This is a genomic window from Tardiphaga sp., from assembly GCF_044336785.1.
GTDB lineage: Bacteria > Pseudomonadota > Alphaproteobacteria > Rhizobiales > Xanthobacteraceae > Tardiphaga.
Window position 1 is genome coordinate 1 of sequence record NZ_JBIIOT010000061.1, and the last position, 16,875, is coordinate 16,875.

The following is a 16,875-nucleotide window of genomic DNA, read 5'->3' on the forward strand; positions in this document are numbered from 1 at the left end:
ATAGATGGCGCGGCCAAAAATCAGGAACACCGCCGAGCCGATCAGGCCGAGCAGGATGTTGATGAAGGTGGCGTGCAGCACCAGCGCCTCGGCGTCATCGGTGCGCCGCGCACCGAGCGCGCGGGCGATCGCCGAGGAAATGCCGCCGCCCATGGCGCCGGCCGACAGCATCTGCATCATCATGAAGCCGGGAAACACCGCGGCCATGCCGATCAGCGCATCACTGCCGAGATGCGACACCCACCAGGTCTCGATCAGCCCTGTCGAAGCCTGTGCCAGCATCACCAGCAGATTGGGCCAGGCGAGCTTGACCAGCGTGGAGGCGATCGGCGCCTGCAGCAGCATGCGGGTGCGCGGATTCATCTCCGGAATGGGCGCCGGACGAGCGGCGGCGATCGCCTGCGGCGTTTCGAGTTTCATTGGAGTCCGTCCTTCTGTGGGCGCGGTTTGTTGTAACGCCGCAGCAGGCGTGCGCTGGCGGCGGGGCCGGGCGCATTGGTGTGAGTGGCTTCGGTGATCGGCTTGCCGGTGCGGCGGTCGACCAGAATCGGTTCGGCGCGTTCGCCGCTTTCCTTGTCGATCAGGACCACGCTTTCGCCTTCGGGGGCGAAATGCCGGTTGCCCCAGCTCTGCAATGACCACAGCACGGAGCGGAAATCGCGGCCGCGCGGTGTAACGATATATTCGTAGCGCGGCGGCTTCTCGGAATAGAGCCGCTTCTCCAACAACCCGGCCTCGACCAGCACCGCAAGGCGCCGGGTCAGCATGTTCGGGGCGATGTTCAAGTTCTTCTGAAACTCGTCAAAGCGCGTCAGCCCGTAGATGGCGTCGCGCATGATGAGGATGCTCCACCATTCGCCCACCCGCTCGAGGCTGCGGGCGACCGGGCACTCCATCTTGTTGAAGCTCTTGCGTTGCATGGCGACGAAGATAGGCGGGTAACTATCATCATGCAAGTCACTTGGCCAAAAGCAGCCCGGATGGAGTTGCCGGCATTCGACGCCGGTAACTCAATCCGGGCTGAAGAAATCTACCAGTGACCGCCGGCCTGCATGCCGGCGACATAGAAAACAGCAAAGGTCAGCGCCATCGCGGCGCCGACAAGCAATTGCTCGCGAAACGGAAGCTGGAACCAGGACATAATGACCCCAAGTGGACGACGATGATTTCCGGTAAAGCATCGGCTTGCGCTTGAAAAGTTAAAACGCGGTTCCAAACATTTGTCGTCCCCGCGCAGGCGGGGACCCATAACCTCCGAAGTGGTCATTCAAGCGTGGTCGCTGCGCAGTATCGCGACTCCGACGGTGGCTATGGAACCCCGCCTTCGCGGGGATGACGTGGCGATTTACCCCACCATCCGCTCCCGCCCGACCCAGAAGCTCGCGCGCAGCGCTTTCTTGTCGATCTTGCCGACACTGGTCATGGGCAGTTCCGTGACGAATTTCACATGTTTCGGCGCATGGGCCGAGCCCTTTTGCGCCTTCACGAGATTGATCAGCGCCTCCGCATTCGGCTGCGTCCCGTTGCGCGTCACAACGACAGCCGTGACGGCTTCGCCCCATTTGTCGTCGGGAATGCCGACCACGGCGCACATGGCGACATCATCATGCGCGGTCAGCACATCCTCGATCTCGCGCGGAAAAATGTTGAAGCCGCCGGAGACGATCATGTCCTTCTTGCGATCGAGGATGAACATGTAGCCGCGCTCGTCCATTCGCGCGATGTCGCCGGTGTGCAGCCAGCCGTTCTTCAATGTCTCCGCCGTCTGCTCCGGCCGCTTCCAGTATTCCAGCATCACATGCGGTGCGCGAACGCAGATCTCGCCGGGCTCGCCACGCGCCACCTCATTGTCGTCATCGTCGAGAATGCGGACATCGCACATGGCGATCGGGAAGCCGCAGGACAGAAACAGGTCGGGCTGTTTCACATCATGGTCTGCCTTGCGCAGCACCGACATCGGATAACATTCGGTCTGCCCGTAAAGCTGCGAGAATACCGGTCCGATACGCTCGATGCCTTCCACCAGCCGGCTCGGCGACATCGGTGATGCGCCATACAGCACGAGATCGAGCGAGGCGAGATCGGTCTTCGACAACGCCGGATGATCGAGCAGCACATAGATCATGGTCGGCACGAACAGCGTGAAGTTGATGCGCTCGCGTTCGATCGTTTTCAGCACGGCCTCGGGATCGAAGCCTTTCAGCATATGCACCGTGCCGCCGCGCATCAGCGTGGGTAGCACTTTTGTGCCGGCCACGTGGCTGATCGGCGCCACGGTGAGATAGCTCGGCGTGTCCGGGATTTCGAAATCGGCGAGAATGGCATTGGCGAATCCCGCAGTCTCGCGATGCCGGCGCAGCGCACCCTTTGATTTCCCGGTCGTGCCCCCGGTGTAATTCAGCACTGCGATATCATCGACCTCGGCGAAGTCGCGTGCGGTGGCGGTGCCGTTCTTGTCGATCACGTCGAGAAGATCGATGCCGTAATCCGCGCGGCCGAGCGTGAACACATGTCGCAGGCCTTGCGCTTTGGCGGCCAGTTCGCCGCCGCGTGGACCGAAATTGGCGGCGTCGATCACCAGGATCTGCGCCTCGGAGTCCTCGATCTGGTCGATCTGATCCTGCAACGATCCCAAAGGATGCAGCCAGGTGATGGCGCAACGCGACAATTGTGCGGCGACGCCGGTGCACCATGTCTCTGCGCGGTTTGCCGTCAGCAGCGCGACCCTGGTGCCAGGCCTTGCATCGAGTGTCATGAACACACTCTGCAGCCGCCCGATCATCTCGGTGGCGCCGCGATAGGTGAGGGAGCCGCCGGGCCAGCTGAAGGCGATGCGATCCGGATAGCGCGCCAGTGCACGCAAGGTTTGCACGCCCAAGGTCGGAAACGTGTTGAGCACGTTCGTCATCGCATTCTCCCTTATGTCCCGGCCTCTGCGGGCCGATGATGACGGGCAGGCTAGCAACGATTCCGGTGCGTGCAAATACAATCCGATGCGCGCAGCGCAGCATGTTGCGTGCGAACTTGTGGCGACTCCCGGAGTTTGCCTGTGCTAGAAACCCGCCGGGTGTTCGGTTCGTCACAGGAGACAAAGATGCGCAAGTTTTTAACCGTGCTGGTGGCAGTCGCGACCCTCGGCCTGTCCGGTTGCGGTTACAACGCGATCCAGACCAATGACGAACAGGTGAAATCATCCTGGTCGGAGGTCGTGAACCAGTATCAGCGCCGCGCCGATCTCGTGCCCAATCTGGTCAACTCCGTGAAGGGCTTTGCACAGCAGGAGAAGGATGTGCTGCTCGGTGTCACCAATGCCCGCGCCAAGGTCGGCAGCGTGCAGGCAACAGCCGATGTGGTGAATGATCCCGGCGCCTTGCAGAAATTCCAGGCGGCGCAGGGCGAACTCTCCAGCGCGCTGTCGCGCTTGCTCGTCGTGACCGAGAATTATCCGCAGCTGAAATCCGACGCGCTGTTCAAGGACCTGATGTCGCAGCTCGAAGGCACCGAGAACCGCATCACCGTCGCGCGCAACCGCTATATCAAATCGGTGCAGGATTATAATGTCGGCGTGCGCACCTTCCCGAACAACCTGACGGCCATGCTGTTCGGCTACAAGGAGAAGGCAAATTTCTCCGTCGCCAATGAGAGCGAGATCTCCACGGCACCCAAGGTCGATTTCAATCCGACGCCTGCGCCGGCGAAGTAGTGACGCGATGAGGCTGATCCAGGCCGGCCTGCTGGCGCTGCTGCTGTTCTGCTGCGGCGCGCCTGCCTCTGCGGACGTCGCCGTGCCGGCGCTGACCGGCCGCGTGGTCGACCAGACCGGCACGCTGTCATCCAGCGATCAGGCGGAGCTCAGCCGGAAGCTGGCGGACTTCGAGACGCGGAAGGGCAGCCAGATCGCGGTGCTGATCGTGCCGACCACCCAGCCCGAGAGCATCGAGCAGTTCTCCATCCGCGTCGCCGAGGCGTGGAAGATCGGCCGCAAGAAGGTCGATGACGGCGCCATTCTTCTGGTCGCGAAGAACGACCGCAAATTGCGCATCGAAGTCGGCTACGGCCTCGAAGGCGCGCTCACCGATGCCACCACCAAGCGCATCATCGATGAAGTGATCGCGCCGCGCTTCAAGAGCGGCGACTTTGCCGGTGGCATTACCGCCGGTGCCGAGCGGATGATCAAGGTGATCGACGGCGAGCCGCTGCCGGCGCCGGCTGCGAAATCCGAATGGAGCGGGAATTCGGACGTGTTCGAGCAGATGTTCGAATATGCGCCGTTCTTGCTGTTCGGTGCGGTGTTCTTCGGCAGTATTTTGCGGACAGTTCTCGGTCGCCTGTTGGGCTCGCTCGCCTTCGGCGGGCTGATCACGCTGGGCATGTGGGTGGTGCTCAGCAGTTTCCCCGTCGCGCTGTTACTCGGCGTGATCGCGGGCATTGTTAGTTTGATTGGTGACGCGTTCGGATCGAGTGGTGGCGGCGGCTCGTCAAGGAGCAGCGGTGGCTCGTGGTCGTCCGGCAGTTCGAGCTCATCCAGCAGCGGCAGCTTCAGCGGCGGTGGCGGCAGCTTTGGTGGCGGCGGCGCCTCGGGGAGTTGGTGATGAGCCTCAAACGTATCGGCAAGCATCTGCTCAGCAATAGCGCCCGCGTCCGCAAGGCCTTTCCGCCGAAGGCGATGGCAGCGATTGAGCAGGCCATCAAGACAAGCGAGGCCACGCATGCCGGCCAGATTCGCTTCGTGGTCGAGGGGGCGCTGGATGGCGCCCCGCTATTCCGCAATCAGGCCGCGCGCGACCGCGCCATCGACGTGTTCTCGCAACTGCGCATCTGGGACACCGAACACAATAACGGCGTGCTGATCTATCTGCTGCTGGCCGATCGCGACGTCGAGATTGTGGTCGATCGCGGCATCGACAGACGCGTCGGCACGGCGGGCTGGGAAGCGATCTGCCAGATGATGGAAGTGCATTTCCGCGCCGGTCGTTTCGAGCAGGGCGTCATCGCGGGGATCGCGGCGGTGAGCGAGCATCTCGTGCTGCATTTCCCGAAAGACGGTGCGGCGGTGAACGAACTCCCCGACGCGCCGGTGGTGCTGTAGCGCTCACGCCTTCACCGACTCGCGCTGACCCACGCGTTCGAACCACGCCGCAATCTTCGTATGGCCGCGGTCCCAGGGCTGGCCGACCTTGTCGGCGAAATCGAGCCAGCAATAGAGCACGATATCCGCCATAGTGAAGCGGTGGCCCGCGATGAACGGCTTGCCGCCCATCTGGCCTTCCAGCCATTGCAGCCGATCGGTCACGATCTTCTTGAGCCCAGGTGCGGCTTCCGGCACGCAGACGATCCGCGTCTGGAACCGCTTCAGCCCTTCGGCGAAACGATAGCCGTTGGCGATGTGCTGGCAGATGTTCAGATCGACACGCTGCCGCCACATCCGCGCTTCCGCACGCTCGGCTGGCGTGGTGCCGATCAGCGCCGGCTGCGGCTGTATCTCCTCGACATACTCGCAGATCGCCACGGTCTCGGAGAGGAAGCTGCCATCGTCGAGTTCCAGCGTCGGCATCTGCCCGTGCGGATTGCGCGCCAGATGCGCGGCCTCCCGGTTCTCGCCGGCGGCGAGATCGACGGTCTGGGCGGGCAGGGTGATGCCCTTTTCGGCCATGAACATGCGCACCACGCGCGGGTTTGGGCCGATGGAATCGTAGAGTTTCATGGCGTTTCCTGTGTTGTCGTTGCGTCTGTTGTGCGGTGGGCTAGCGGCAGGGTCAAGCCGAGCAGCCGCCCGAAACAGAGGTGAAATTTTCGTAACCGGGCGCGCCAGTAAGACTTTGGCAAGCAATGAAAGTTACCAAAAGGTTGAACGATCCTGGAGACTTTTACCGTGAGCGAGCACAGCGCCGATTTCACCCCTGACGCAAATGACCGCAACAGGCATGTGGATTCGCCAAATCTGGTGCCCGGCCCGGGCGACGCAAACCGCGCCAGCGGTGCGCGGAAGGAAGCGCCGAAGCTCGGCGCCCCCGGCCGCATCAGCCTGATGGGGCCGACGCTGGATGGCGCGCAGCGCGACGAGCACAAGCGCGAGCGCTCCTGGGAAGACATGGTCAATTCCGAGCCGCGCATCGAGCACGAGCAGAAGAACAGCACCACGCGCATGCTGGCGATTGCCGCCATGATCGCGGTCGGCATCACTGTTGGTGCCGTGGGCGGCACGATGGCGACATCGGGCCTCGGCAAGCTGCTGGCGTCTGATGATGGCAAGTCGGCGACGCATGCGCTGGAAGAGCACATCACCCGTCTCGAAAGCGAAGTTGCGGCGCTGAAGGCCGATGCTGACAAGGCCAACAAGGCGACCGCCACGGCGCGCGCCCGGTTCAATGATCGTCTCGACAAGCTGGAGAAGGCGCAGGCCGAGCCCAATGCCAAGATCGCCAAGCTGAACGAAGCCGTCGAGAAGCTGCGCACCGCGCCGCCGCCGGCACCGGCTCCTGTCGCCGCTGCTCCCGCGCCGACGCCGGCTCCCGTGGCGTCTGCGCCCGCCAAGGAAGTCACCGGCTCGATCAACAACACGCCGACCCCGGCGCCGAAGCCCGAAGTCGCCCGCCTGCCGACGGTGGATGGCTGGCGCATCGTCGATGTGGCCGCCGGCGGCGCCACCATCGAAGGCCGCCAGGGCATTTTCGAGGTCTATCCCGGCGATCCCGTCCCCGGCCTCGGCCGTGTCGATGCCGTCCGCAAGCAGGATGGCAAATGGACCGTGGTGACCAGCCGCGGCCTGATCGTCGCGCGTTGAGACCGTAGGGCGGATGAGGCGAAGCCGTCATCCGCCGTTCTTCGCCACATGCGCTGGGCCGGCGGATGACGCTTCGCTCATCCGCCCTACGCTCCTCGTCTGTTTTGCGCTAGCCTTGCATCCTGACCTGTCGGGATTGTGCCGTGCGCCTTCGTTCTCGCCTGCTTGCCGTATTGTTTTGCCTCGTGTCGGTGGATGCGCGGGCGGAGGGCAGTGGTTTGGCGATTGCCGATGCACAGGCGCTGCATGCGCTCGAAGCGTCGCGTTTCGGTCTTGCGCAGATGCTGGCGCCTGCCTCGACACAGCCCATCGCCAATGACCTGCTATTCGCTCTGCCGGGCATGGCGCCGATCCATGCAGTCTTGGATGTCGCCTTCACCCGCTATCTCGCCGACCATAGCGCGCGATCTCCGCATGAAAGCATCGGCGTCGGCGCGGGGCACGATGTGCTGTTGTTCGATAGGGCGATGCTTACATCGCCGGACACGCGTTTCGCTTTGGCTGGCATCGTCAATCGCATGGACCGCGCCTATGTGGCGCCGGAGAGTTGCGGCGAGATCCGGCTGATCTATCGGCTGGTCCGCAGCAATGCCGGCACCACGCCGTCGCGCCTGCCGATGACGCTCAATCTCGTGCTGCATGCGAAGACAGCGGATGAGAGCATCACATGCGCCGATCTTGCCAGGCGCTGGCTCGCCGCATCGACCTTCACGGAAACAGGCCAGGCACTTGCGGATCGTTTGACCGCAGCTGATGGACCGCTGGCGGCAGTAAATGCCGCGCAGATCGATCGCATCGAGACCAATCTGCAGATCGGGCATCGACCGAAGTCGGAGGCACAGGATTTCCGCACTGACTATCTGCAAAAGGTGTTTCACGTCGATGCGGCGACAAAGCAGTTTCGCGAAGCGCCGATGGAAAACCAGATCGATCGTGATCGTTTGCTCGCTGATCCCTCGCTCGGCCGCGACTTTCGCGACTGGCTGATGGCGCCCGACAATTTTCGCGCGCTCGACCGCGGCACGCTGCTGATCCCGGAAAAATTCCTGGCCACCACATCGCTGGCCGCGACGCCGGTCGGCTTTGCGCCATCGGCCCTGCAGCCGGCTTTCGGCCTGATGGCGGATGACAGGGGCAAGGGCGTTTTCACCGAACGCGACGTTGTCACCGCATTGGAGCGCGCCGTGGCGCAAGGCGGTGCGCTGGACAATATCCGCTCGCCGGCCGGCTTTGCGCGGCGCCTCAGCGATATCACCTGCGGCGGGTGCCACCAGATCCGCGGCATCGGCGGCTTTCATTTCACCGGCGCGGACACGTCAGGCGGGCAGGTCGTGCAAGGTGTTGTTCCCGCATCGCCGCATTTCGTCGGCGACCAGCCGCGCCGTCGCGCCATCGTCATGTCCATGCGCGATGGGAAGGCACCGGATTTTTCGCGCGGATTCGCCGACCGGCCCCAGGCGCGTGGCAGCGCGGAGCTTGCCGGCACATCCGTGCTCGATGGCTGGGGCGCGACTTGCTATCGTCGGGATAAGGGACGCACGGATGCGAGCTTTGCGTCCTGGACCTGTGCCGATGGGCTGAGCTGCCAGCGCGTAAGTGGCAGCGCAGACTCACGCATCGGCATGTGTTTTGTGAAGTAATAAAGGCTGGGCGATGAACGAGACCGAGAAAGAGATCAAGGATCGCGACGCTGTCATCAATGAGAACGAGAGCAAGAAACAGACGGTGAGCGACATCCGCGTCAGCGTCTGGGCGGTGGCGATCGCGGTGCTGCTGGGGCTCGGGTTCTTTGGGTGGCTGCTGGCGAGGTGAGGTTCTTAACCTCTCCCCGCTCTTGCGCGGGGAGAGGTCGTCCGGCGAAGCCGGGCGGGTGAGGGGCATGGTTTGGTCGCGCGACCGAGCGCGGTCCATCGGGTCTCACCGATGTCTCGCATGTATCATTCAGAGAGATTCGAGAGTGATAATCTGGGACGGGTCGCGTGCCATGCCCCTCACCCGGCGCGAAGGCGCGCCGACCTCTCCCCGCAAAGAGCGGGGAGAGGTTAGGTAACCGCTACTGCACCGCGCCCGCGGCCCGCAGCTTCTCGATCTGATGATCATCATAGCCCATCTCGCGCAGGATCTCGTCGCTGTGCTGGCCGATGGAGGGCGGCAGGCGCGGCTTGCGCTTGGTCTCGCCGCCGATCCAGATCGGGCTGTTGATGGTGAGGATGTCCGAATTCTCGAACGGCACCAGCACGTCATTGTCCTTCATCTGCTGATCGTGCGGGATGTCGTCGAGGATGCCGACAAAGCCGAACACCAGGCCTTTGCCATCGAGGCGATTGCGCCAGTCGGCAAAGTCGCGTTTGGCGAACACTTCGTCGAGGATCTCGATCAGCGCCACTGAATTGGCATGGCGGTCGGGCTTGGTGATGAAGCGCGGATCGTCGCGCAGGTCTTCGCGCTCGATGCAGGTGGTGAAGGCCGGCCACATCTTCTCTTCGGCCAGCAGCGACAGCATGATCCAGCGGCCGTCGCGGCACTTGTAGTGATTGGTCACGGCGTTGAGCGCTTCATGGCGTCCGCGGCGTTTCTCGAAGGTGGCGCCGCACAGCTTGGCCTGGGCCAGCACGCTCGACGACCACACGCCATTGGCCATCAGGTTGGATTTCACCTGGCAGCCCTTGCCGGTCTTCTCGCGCTTGTAGAGCGCGGAGACGATGGCGCCATACAGCGCCATGGCACAGGGATGATCGCCCATGCCGGCGATGGAGCGCGCCGGCACTGTATCGTCATCCGCGCGGACGAGATCCATCATGCCCGAGCGTGCCCACCAGGCGGTCGAGTCGAAGCCGGGCTTGTCGGCCTCGGCGCCCTTGTCGCCATAGCCGGTGAAGCACGCATAGATCAGCCGGTCGTTCAGCGGCGCAATGTCCTCATAGGCGATCTTCAGGCGCTTGCGCACCGGCGGCGGGAAATTGGTGATGAACACATCGGCTTCGGCGATGAGCTTGGTGAGCACCTCGCGGCCTTCCGGCTTGGCAAGATCGAGCGCGAGGCTCTTCTTGTTGCGGCTCTCCATCATCCAGGCGTAGTTGTGTTCGCTCTTGGGATAGCCGGGGAGGTTGGGCAGGTTACGGTAGGGATCGCCGGCGCCGGGCGGCTCGATCTTGATGACGTCGGCACCGAAGTCGGACAGCACGGTGGCGGCAGCGGGTGCGGCGATGAAGCTCGCGCAGTCCAGAACCTTCAGCCCCTTGAACAAACCGTCTTCCATCGCATCACTCCCGTCGCATTTTGTTGGTCTTGCCGCCTGCCGGAATTTAATTCCATGGCGACTCCGGCGGGGCATTTGAACCATCTTGCAGGGGTGATGCAACGGCCGGAAATGGGACGCTGTGCCGCTGTTGCGTGCTCCGTCCCTCATGGTGAGGAGGCGCGAAGCGCCGTCTCGAACCATGACATGGGAAGCGCCCGTGTTTTGCAGCCATCCTTCGAGACGCCGCTACGCGGCTCCTCAGGATGAGGGGGAGCTTAGTCGTTCGCTGTCATCAATGCTGCATTGCCACCAGCGGCAGCGGTATTGATGCTGACTGTCTGCTCGGTTGCGAAACGCGTGAGATAATGCGGGCCGCCGGCCTTCGGTCCGGTGCCGGAGAGGCCGAAGCCGCCGAACGGCTGCACGCCCACCACGGCGCCGATCATGTTGCGGTTTACATAGACATTGCCGATCGGCAGCCGCGCGATGGTCCGCTCGATCATGTCGTCGATACGCGAATGAATGCCAAAGGTGAGGCCGTAGCCGGTGGCGGCGATGTCGCTCAGCACCTTGTCGAAATCGGCCGCGCGATAGCGCACCACATGCAGCACCGGGCCGAACACTTCTTCGGTCAGCTGTCGCGCGCTGGTGAGTTCGAAGACATGCGGTGCGATGAAATTGCCGGACGGCGCGATGCCGGCGTGATGCAGCCGTGCATTATTTCTCATCAGCGCAATGTGTGCATCGATTCTGTCCTTGGCTTCGGTGTCAATAACGGGCCCGACATGCACTGAGGGATCACTGGGATCGCCGATCTTCAGCTCGCGCGCGGCGCCGACGATCATCTCGATCATGCGGTCCGCAACATCGTCCTGCACGAACAGCAGCCGCAGCGCCGAGCAGCGCTGGCCGGCGGAGCGGAATGCGGACGTCACGACGTCGTCGGCGACCTGTTCGGGCAGCGCGGTGGCATCGACGATCATCGCATTGATGCCGCCGGTCTCGGCGATCAGCGGCACGATCGGGCCGTCCTTGGCGGCGAGCGTGCGGTTGATCGCGCGTGCGACTTCCGTCGATCCGGTGAAGACGACACCGGCGATTGCAGGATGTGCGACCAGCGCAGCACCGATGCGGCCGTCACCTTGAACGAGATGCAGGGCGTGTGCCGGCACGCCCGCTTCATGCAGCAATGCGATAGCCATCGCTGCGATGGCCGGTGTCTGCTCAGCCGGCTTGGCGACCACGGCATTGCCGGCCATCAGTGCGGCGGCGATCTGGCCAAGAAAGATAGCAAGCGGAAAATTCCACGGCGAGATGGCGACGAAGACGCCGCGACCACGAAGCTGCAGCACATTGCTCTCGCCGGTCGGGCCGGGCATCACCTCGCCATTGCCGAACAGGTTTCGGCCTTGCGCGGCATAGTAGCGGCAGAAGTCGGCAGCTTCGCGGACTTCGCCGAGGGCATCGTCGAGCGTTTTGCCGCCCTCGCTCTGCAGGAGCGCGATGAACGCGGCGCGACGTTCTTCGAGCAGATCGGCGGCGCGCTCAAGCAAGGCGGCACGCGCATCGGCAGGTCCTTGGCGCCATGGCAGGAAGCCTGCCATCGCATTTGCGATGGCCTCGTTCGCCTGAGCGGGTGATGCATCTGAGATGGCGCTGCTCGCTGGCTTGCTTGCCGCAACATCCGCCAGCAGCCGATCCAGCGCCTTGCGTTCACCGAACTCGACCCCTGACGAATTGACGCGCGCATTGCCGTAGAGATCGCGTGGCAGCGGAATTCTGCCGTGGCTCGCATGATCGGCGCTGCCGATCAGATCTGCAGGCCGCCGCAGCAATGTCGCCACAGGCACGGTCTCATCAGCAGCAACCGCAACGAAGGACGAGTTGGCCCCGTTCTCCAGCAGCCGCCGGACGAGATAGGCGAGCAGGTCGCGATGGCTGCCGACCGGCGCATAGGTCCGCCATCGGATATCCGGGTGGTCCTTGCCGAGTTGGGCATAGAGCGCATCGCCCATGCCATGCAGGCGCTGGAATTCGTAACCGCCGCTGCGCTCGGCCAGTTCGAGAATGGTTGCCACTGTCAGCGCATTATGGGTGGCGAATTGCGGGAAGATGCGCGGCCGCAGCGCCAGCAGTTTTTGCGCGCAGGCGACATAGTTCAGGTCCGTCATCGCCTTGCGCGTGAAGACGGGATAGCCGTCGAGCCCGCGCTCCTGCGCGCGCTTGATCTCGGTATCCCAATAGGCCCCCTTCACGAGGCGCACCATCAGCCTGCGATCATGTTGTCGCGCCAGTGCATCGATATGATCGATCACGGCCATGCAACGCTTCTGATAGGCCTGGATGGCGAGGCCAAAGCCCTCCCAGCCCTTGAGCGAGACATCGGCGATGGTCGCATCGATCACATCGAGCGACAGTTCGAGCCGGTCGGCTTCCTCGGCATCGATCGTAAAATTGAGATCGTGGCCTTTCGCCTTCTGCGCCAGCGCGATCAGCCTCGGCACCAATTCGGTCATCACGCGGCTGCGGCTTACGGCTTCATAGCGCGGGTGCAAGGCGGAAAGTTTCACCGAGATGCCCGGCCTGTCGGGCAGGGACCTGGAGCCCGCTGCATGACCGATGGCGTCGATGGCCGCCGCATAGGAGTCGTAATAGCGCTGCGCATCCTCGGCCGTGCGGGCGCCTTCGCCGAGCATGTCATAGGAATAGCGCGGCGCGCGCTCGCTGGCTTTGCCGGCACGCCTCAAGGCGTCGTCGATCGTCTCGCCCAGCACAAAGTGGCTGCCCATCAGCCGCATCGCCTGGCGTGTCGCGGTGCGCACCGCGGGCAGGCCGATGCGCTTGGCGAGGCGGCCGAGCGTGCCTTGCGGTGTCTCCCCGGGCTGGATCGCGCGAGCGGAGAGACCAAGTGCCCAGGCGGAGGCATTGACGAGGAATGCGGTCGATTTTGTTTCGTGATGGATGAAGTCGCCGTCGGCGAGCTTGTCCTCGATGAACGCGTCGGCGGTGCGCGCATCGGGCACACGCAGCAGCGCCTCGGCCAGCACCATCAGTGCCAGGCCCTCTTTGGTGGAGAGCGCATACTCGCGCAGCATGTCCTCGACGCCGCCAAAGCGGTCGTCGCGGGCGCGGATCGCCGCGATTAGCCGTGTCGCGGTCGCGTCGATGCGGGCGTCCTGTTCCGGCGCCAGCCGCGCCGTGGTCAGCAGCTTTGCGGCGATGGCGGTATCGTCGGGCGCATAAGGCGCGGAGAAAGCGGACATCATGCACAGCCTTGCGATGGCAGGGATTCGGCGGCGCTTGGCATCATAGGGGCCCTCGGCTAGTTTCGGCAAAGGCTTCCAACGTGTGGTGACGGATTGATGTCGTTCGGAAATTTGCAAAGTAGTGCGCTTGTCGCTGCCGCTCTGGTCGGCAGCATGCTCGCCGCGCCGGCCGATGCCGTCGAGATGTCGCGCGAGGTTGCCGATCTCTACTCATCGGTCTCGATCTATCCGCCTTCGGCCAGTTCCATGACGGTCTGCTACGGTTTTGTCTGCCGTCGTCGCCACATCTTCGACCTCTCGACGGCGGATCGCGTGGCGCTCGGCAAGATCATGGCGTCCGGTAAGGCATCGGCCGCCGCAGAGCGCGCGGCGGCGCAGAAGGCCGTGGTCTGGTTCGATCGTCGCCTGGGCCCTGTGCTCGGCACCGACAAGCGCGTCGCCAAGGCGGATATCCGTCACCGCGATGACGCGCATAACTACGATTGCTGGGACACGACGCGGAACGTCACCAGCCTGCTCTGGATCATGCAGAACTGGGGCATGCTGAAGCACCACACGGTCGGCAATCCGCATTATCGCGGCAATGCGCTGGCGCTGCAGACGCCGCATAACACGGCGGTGCTGCGCGACAAGGTGACAGGTACCGAGTGGGCGGTTGATATGTGGACCCAGGCCTATCTGCAGCCCCCGGCGGTGATGCCGGTCGCGCAATGGGTCAAGGAAGATTGAGGGCAGTTGTCATTGCGTGATGCGCTCAGTGCGCAAAACGCCCTGCACATGGGAGGCTCGCTCAAGCCGCCCTGCCGAATGTATTTGACGATAAAGGCGTATCGACTTCGCGTCCATTGGCCATACTGCGATCTCGCCGCTGCTGGCCACTGTCCCCCAAATCACGCCGTCTCGGGTCAGACCTTCAGATTCTCGGCCGAGGTCTTGCCGCGGTTGGCGACTTCCTCGAATTCGATCGTCTGGCCTTCGTTCAGCGACTGCAGGCCAGCCTTCTGAACCGCAGAGATATGCACGAACACGTCCTTGCCACCGGCCGATGGCTGAATAAAGCCATAGCCCTTGGTTGCGTTGAACCACTTCACAGTACCTTTAGCCATCACACGTCGTCTCCGCGGGATCTCATGCCAGAACGAATGACCAATCCCCGCCAACAGGTCGATCCGACCCACGTAGCTTACGCGCGGGTACCGCAGCTTGACAGCACAAAGGGTAGGCGGCAATCGCGAATTTCGCGCGCAGTTTGAAATCAGTCGCGTGCTTTGGTCGCGTACGGGGCGGTTTGACGCAGTCCAGTGGCGCCATTGGTAGCAGTGTCGCGCCATACTGCACTGCACGACAAAGCCCCGGCGGGCAGCCGGGGCCTGTCTGTCGGGACTACAGATGATCAGTAGCAGACATTGACCGTGCGCCAGCGCAGGCCGTGCGGGGTCATCACGCGGCGGGTGACGTAGCAGCCCGGACCGACGCCGACATAGCCGACACGGAAGCTGGGGCCATAGAAGCCGTGATGGTGGTGGTGATGGCCGTGCCAGCCCCAGCCATGGGCGGATGCTGCGGATGGCGCCAGGGCTGCCGCGCCGAGAGAAGCGGCTGCGACGAATGCGAGTGCGAGTTTGCGAAACATGGTCTTACTCCTTCAGTAGTGCGCGATGCGCTGGTTGCGGGATCGGTGAAGTGATCCGTCACCAGTTCGTCGCACCCCTTTCGGAGCGGGTTCGAAGCGCAGTTGCAGGAATTTTCTGAACACGTGTTCAGGCGGGGCGCGTTGTTTCGCCTGCGGGCAATGCGAGTAGCAATCTGGTATCCGCGACGGCGCGCACCTTGATCGGCGCCATGCGGCCGCGCACCGGCAGATCGTGCGGCGCCAGTGCCCCGGCATCGACGCCGGCGCTGATGAATACATCCTCCGACACGATGGCGGCGCAGGACAGGCTCTTGGTCATGTCCTGCAGGCGTGCTGCGACATTGACGGGATCGCCGAGTGCGGTGAACACCATATTGTCGCGATAGCCGATATCGCCGACGATGACTTCGCCGCCATGGATGCCGATGCCGAAACGCAACGGTTCCGGCAGGTCGTGCTGTAAAGCTTGATTCAATTCGTCGATATTTTCGGCAATCTGCGCCGCGGCCTTGAGCGCCTGCCGGCAGGCGGTCTGCGGATCGCAATTCAGCCCGAACAGCGCCAGCTCGCCGTCGCCGATGAACTGGTTCGGCTTGCCGCCCGCGGCGACGACGGCCTGCGAGACGGCGGCGAGAAAGCGATTGACGATGAACACGGTGTCGTAGGGCAGGCGCTTTTCCGCCAGCATGGTGGAGCCGCGCATGTCCACGAACATGCAGACCAGATAGCGCTCCTGACCAATCCGCGCCGGATGCGCCGCGTGTGCGTTGGCGCTCGATCCATGTGGGGCCAGCAATTGCACGAAAGCGAGATCGGCTGTCGGATGAAGCTGGCAGGCGAGGCGGATCGCCGGATCGCCATCGGTTCCGAGCCGGTTGAGCACGAAGCTCTCGCGCGCCGATGGTTCGGGCAGCACCGTGAGATCGCTCGTAATGCGGATACGGCAGGTGGAGCAACGTGCACGGCCGCCGCAGACGCTGGCATGCGGCACCTTGTGGCGCAGGCTGGCCTCCAGCACGCTGAGGCCAACGGGCACCCGCACGGTCCGTCCACCCTCGTAAGCGAGGCTGATCATGCCGACGCGCCGTTCGATCACGATGCGGATGCCGCGGGCCGCCAATACGCCGATCAGCAGCACGGCATAACCGATCAGCAGGGCGTCGGTGATGCTCGCCAGCATGTCCTGCTGTTGCGGTGTGCCGACCTGGCCGGGGCCGAGATTGGCGGCCTGCCACTCCGGCCTGGCGATGTTCGCAGCGACGAAGCGTTGCCCCTGGAAGATGCCGAGCAGTGCCAGTGTCGGCAGCATCACGGCCGCGGCGAGCAGCCACGGCGCTATGCTCCTGAACCAGGTCTTCAGCCGCAGCCAGAAATACAGGCCGATACAGCCATGGGTCCACGCTACCAGCACCACGGTGTACATCGCCCAGAGCCGCAGCGATGATCCGAGCCAGCTCGAGAACACCTGCGGATAGCTGCGGTCGATGTCGTAGATGTTTTCGCCGAGGCGCACCGCCACCACATGGGCGACGATCAGTGCGGGAATGCTGAGGCCGAGCACCAGCTGCACCGGTTCGATGGTCCGCCACAGAAACTGGCGCCGCTCATACAGCGCCCAGACGCCGAGCGAGGCGTGGATCAGCGCAGATGTATAGAACAGCACCGCGACCGGAAAGAACTGCCAGATGCCCGCATGGATGACCACGCCGGCCTGCAGCGCGTCCATCGAGATATTGCCGAGCGCGTGATTGGTGAGGTGGCTGACCAGATAGGTGAACAGCACCGTGCCGCAGGCCAGCCGGATCTGGCGCAGGCCGATGCCGCGAAACGAAATGGCGGCGCGTGAGTGCGGGAGCGTTGTCATGTCATCGGTCGGATCATGCTGTATCGCGATCCCGGCCGTTCGGGAAGGGCCAGGCAGCCGGCTGTCCCGTGATGTCCGGGGGCTGCG

The 16,875-nt window shown here is 63.6% G+C and carries 16 protein-coding genes; 7 read left to right on the forward strand and 9 right to left on the reverse strand.

What is annotated here, in order from left to right:
- From ACIQ2A_RS17220 to ACIQ2A_RS17230, 3 genes are all read right to left on the reverse strand, one after another.
- Positions 1–420: MATE family efflux transporter (locus ACIQ2A_RS17220; protein ID WP_398481392.1), on the reverse strand; the 420-nt coding region annotated here is incomplete at its 3' end.
- Positions 417–920 (reverse strand): winged helix-turn-helix transcriptional regulator, encoded by a 504-nt coding sequence (locus ACIQ2A_RS17225; protein ID WP_398481447.1) that lies wholly within the window; start codon positions 918–920, stop codon positions 417–419. The genes ACIQ2A_RS17225 and ACIQ2A_RS17220, both read right to left, overlap by 4 nt.
- A gap of 425 nt (positions 921–1,345) precedes the next feature.
- A complete protein-coding gene (locus ACIQ2A_RS17230) occupies positions 1,346–2,908 on the reverse strand; it encodes an AMP-binding protein (RefSeq protein WP_398481394.1) in 1,563 nt (520 codons plus the stop codon).
- A 186-nt stretch (positions 2,909–3,094) separates the two neighbouring features.
- Between ACIQ2A_RS17230 and ACIQ2A_RS17235 the strand changes: the two genes are divergently transcribed.
- Genes ACIQ2A_RS17235 through ACIQ2A_RS17245 form a run of 3 tightly spaced genes read left to right on the forward strand, consistent with a single transcriptional unit; the run spans position 3,095 to position 5,089 of the window.
- Entirely contained in the window at positions 3,095–3,703 is a 609-nt protein-coding gene (locus ACIQ2A_RS17235; protein WP_398481396.1) for a LemA family protein, read from the forward strand.
- A 7-nt stretch (positions 3,704–3,710) separates the two neighbouring features.
- Positions 3,711–4,592: a TPM domain-containing protein gene (locus ACIQ2A_RS17240; RefSeq protein ID WP_398481398.1), complete on the forward strand. Its 882-nt coding sequence runs from the start codon at positions 3,711–3,713 to the stop codon at positions 4,590–4,592.
- Positions 4,592–5,089 (forward strand): TPM domain-containing protein, encoded by a 498-nt coding sequence (locus ACIQ2A_RS17245; RefSeq protein ID WP_398481400.1) that lies wholly within the window; start codon positions 4,592–4,594, stop codon positions 5,087–5,089. Before ACIQ2A_RS17240 ends, ACIQ2A_RS17245 begins: the two co-directional genes overlap by 1 nt.
- Before the next feature lie 3 nt (positions 5,090–5,092).
- Here the strand turns inward: ACIQ2A_RS17245 and ACIQ2A_RS17250 are convergent, their stop codons facing one another.
- Positions 5,093–5,704, reverse strand: coding sequence for a glutathione S-transferase family protein (locus ACIQ2A_RS17250; protein WP_398481402.1), 612 nt, complete (start codon positions 5,702–5,704; stop codon positions 5,093–5,095).
- Positions 5,705–5,872: 168 nt separating this feature from the next.
- Here ACIQ2A_RS17250 and ACIQ2A_RS17255 point away from each other — a divergent pair, with 168 nt between their 5' ends.
- From ACIQ2A_RS17255 to ACIQ2A_RS17265, 3 genes are all read left to right on the forward strand, one after another.
- Positions 5,873–6,784, forward strand: coding sequence for a hypothetical protein (locus tag ACIQ2A_RS17255; RefSeq protein WP_398481404.1), 912 nt, complete (start codon positions 5,873–5,875; stop codon positions 6,782–6,784).
- 143 nt (positions 6,785–6,927) lie between these two features.
- On the forward strand, positions 6,928–8,424 hold the full coding sequence (locus ACIQ2A_RS17260; protein ID WP_398481406.1) for a hypothetical protein: 1,497 nt from the start codon (positions 6,928–6,930) through the stop codon (positions 8,422–8,424).
- Positions 8,425–8,437: 13 nt separating this feature from the next.
- Complete coding sequence (locus tag ACIQ2A_RS17265) at positions 8,438–8,596, forward strand: hypothetical protein (protein WP_398481408.1); 159 nt, start codon at positions 8,438–8,440, stop codon at positions 8,594–8,596.
- A gap of 241 nt (positions 8,597–8,837) precedes the next feature.
- Here the strand turns inward: ACIQ2A_RS17265 and ACIQ2A_RS17270 are convergent, their stop codons facing one another.
- Positions 8,838–10,043, reverse strand: coding sequence for a CaiB/BaiF CoA transferase family protein (locus tag ACIQ2A_RS17270; protein WP_398481410.1), 1,206 nt, complete (start codon positions 10,041–10,043; stop codon positions 8,838–8,840).
- Between the two features lie 257 nt (positions 10,044–10,300).
- Positions 10,301–13,288, reverse strand: a complete 2,988-nt coding sequence (gene putA, locus ACIQ2A_RS17275; protein ID WP_398481412.1) for a bifunctional proline dehydrogenase/L-glutamate gamma-semialdehyde dehydrogenase PutA — start codon at positions 13,286–13,288, stop codon at positions 10,301–10,303.
- A 99-nt stretch (positions 13,289–13,387) separates the two neighbouring features.
- Between putA and ACIQ2A_RS17280 the strand changes: the two genes are divergently transcribed.
- Positions 13,388–14,020: a hypothetical protein gene (locus ACIQ2A_RS17280; RefSeq protein ID WP_398481415.1), complete on the forward strand. Its 633-nt coding sequence runs from the start codon at positions 13,388–13,390 to the stop codon at positions 14,018–14,020.
- Positions 14,021–14,196: 176 nt separating this feature from the next.
- Here ACIQ2A_RS17280 and ACIQ2A_RS17285 read toward each other — a convergent pair whose 3' ends face one another.
- From ACIQ2A_RS17285 to ACIQ2A_RS17295, 3 genes are all read right to left on the reverse strand, one after another.
- Positions 14,197–14,397 carry a cold-shock protein gene (locus tag ACIQ2A_RS17285; RefSeq protein WP_398481417.1) on the reverse strand — a complete coding sequence of 67 codons (201 nt, stop codon included), beginning with the start codon at positions 14,395–14,397 and terminating at the stop codon, positions 14,197–14,199.
- 287 nt (positions 14,398–14,684) lie between these two features.
- On the reverse strand, positions 14,685–14,924 hold the full coding sequence (locus ACIQ2A_RS17290; protein WP_398481419.1) for a hypothetical protein: 240 nt from the start codon (positions 14,922–14,924) through the stop codon (positions 14,685–14,687).
- Positions 14,925–15,051: 127 nt separating this feature from the next.
- Positions 15,052–16,788: an adenylate/guanylate cyclase domain-containing protein gene (locus ACIQ2A_RS17295; RefSeq protein WP_398481421.1), complete on the reverse strand. Its 1,737-nt coding sequence runs from the start codon at positions 16,786–16,788 to the stop codon at positions 15,052–15,054.
- Between the last annotated feature and the right edge of the window lie 87 nt (positions 16,789–16,875).

Coding starts and splice junctions, on each gene's coding strand:
- ACIQ2A_RS17225 (WP_398481447.1), bottom strand. CDS start 920: ATGCAACGCAAGAGCTTCAACAAGATGGAGTGCCCGGTCGCCCGCAGC.
- ACIQ2A_RS17230 (WP_398481394.1), bottom strand. CDS start 2,908: ATGACGAACGTGCTCAACACGTTTCCGACCTTGGGCGTGCAAACCTTG.
- ACIQ2A_RS17235 (WP_398481396.1), top strand. CDS start 3,095: ATGCGCAAGTTTTTAACCGTGCTGGTGGCAGTCGCGACCCTCGGCCTG.
- ACIQ2A_RS17240 (WP_398481398.1), top strand. CDS start 3,711: ATGAGGCTGATCCAGGCCGGCCTGCTGGCGCTGCTGCTGTTCTGCTGC.
- ACIQ2A_RS17245 (WP_398481400.1), top strand. CDS start 4,592: ATGAGCCTCAAACGTATCGGCAAGCATCTGCTCAGCAATAGCGCCCGC.
- ACIQ2A_RS17250 (WP_398481402.1), bottom strand. CDS start 5,704: ATGAAACTCTACGATTCCATCGGCCCAAACCCGCGCGTGGTGCGCATG.
- ACIQ2A_RS17265 (WP_398481408.1), top strand. CDS start 8,438: ATGAACGAGACCGAGAAAGAGATCAAGGATCGCGACGCTGTCATCAAT.
- ACIQ2A_RS17270 (WP_398481410.1), bottom strand. CDS start 10,043: ATGGAAGACGGTTTGTTCAAGGGGCTGAAGGTTCTGGACTGCGCGAGC.
- putA (WP_398481412.1), bottom strand. CDS start 13,288: ATGTCCGCTTTCTCCGCGCCTTATGCGCCCGACGATACCGCCATCGCC.
- ACIQ2A_RS17280 (WP_398481415.1), top strand. CDS start 13,388: ATGTCGTTCGGAAATTTGCAAAGTAGTGCGCTTGTCGCTGCCGCTCTG.
- ACIQ2A_RS17285 (WP_398481417.1), bottom strand. CDS start 14,397: ATGGCTAAAGGTACTGTGAAGTGGTTCAACGCAACCAAGGGCTATGGC.
- ACIQ2A_RS17290 (WP_398481419.1), bottom strand. CDS start 14,924: ATGTTTCGCAAACTCGCACTCGCATTCGTCGCAGCCGCTTCTCTCGGC.
- ACIQ2A_RS17295 (WP_398481421.1), bottom strand. CDS start 16,788: ATGACAACGCTCCCGCACTCACGCGCCGCCATTTCGTTTCGCGGCATC.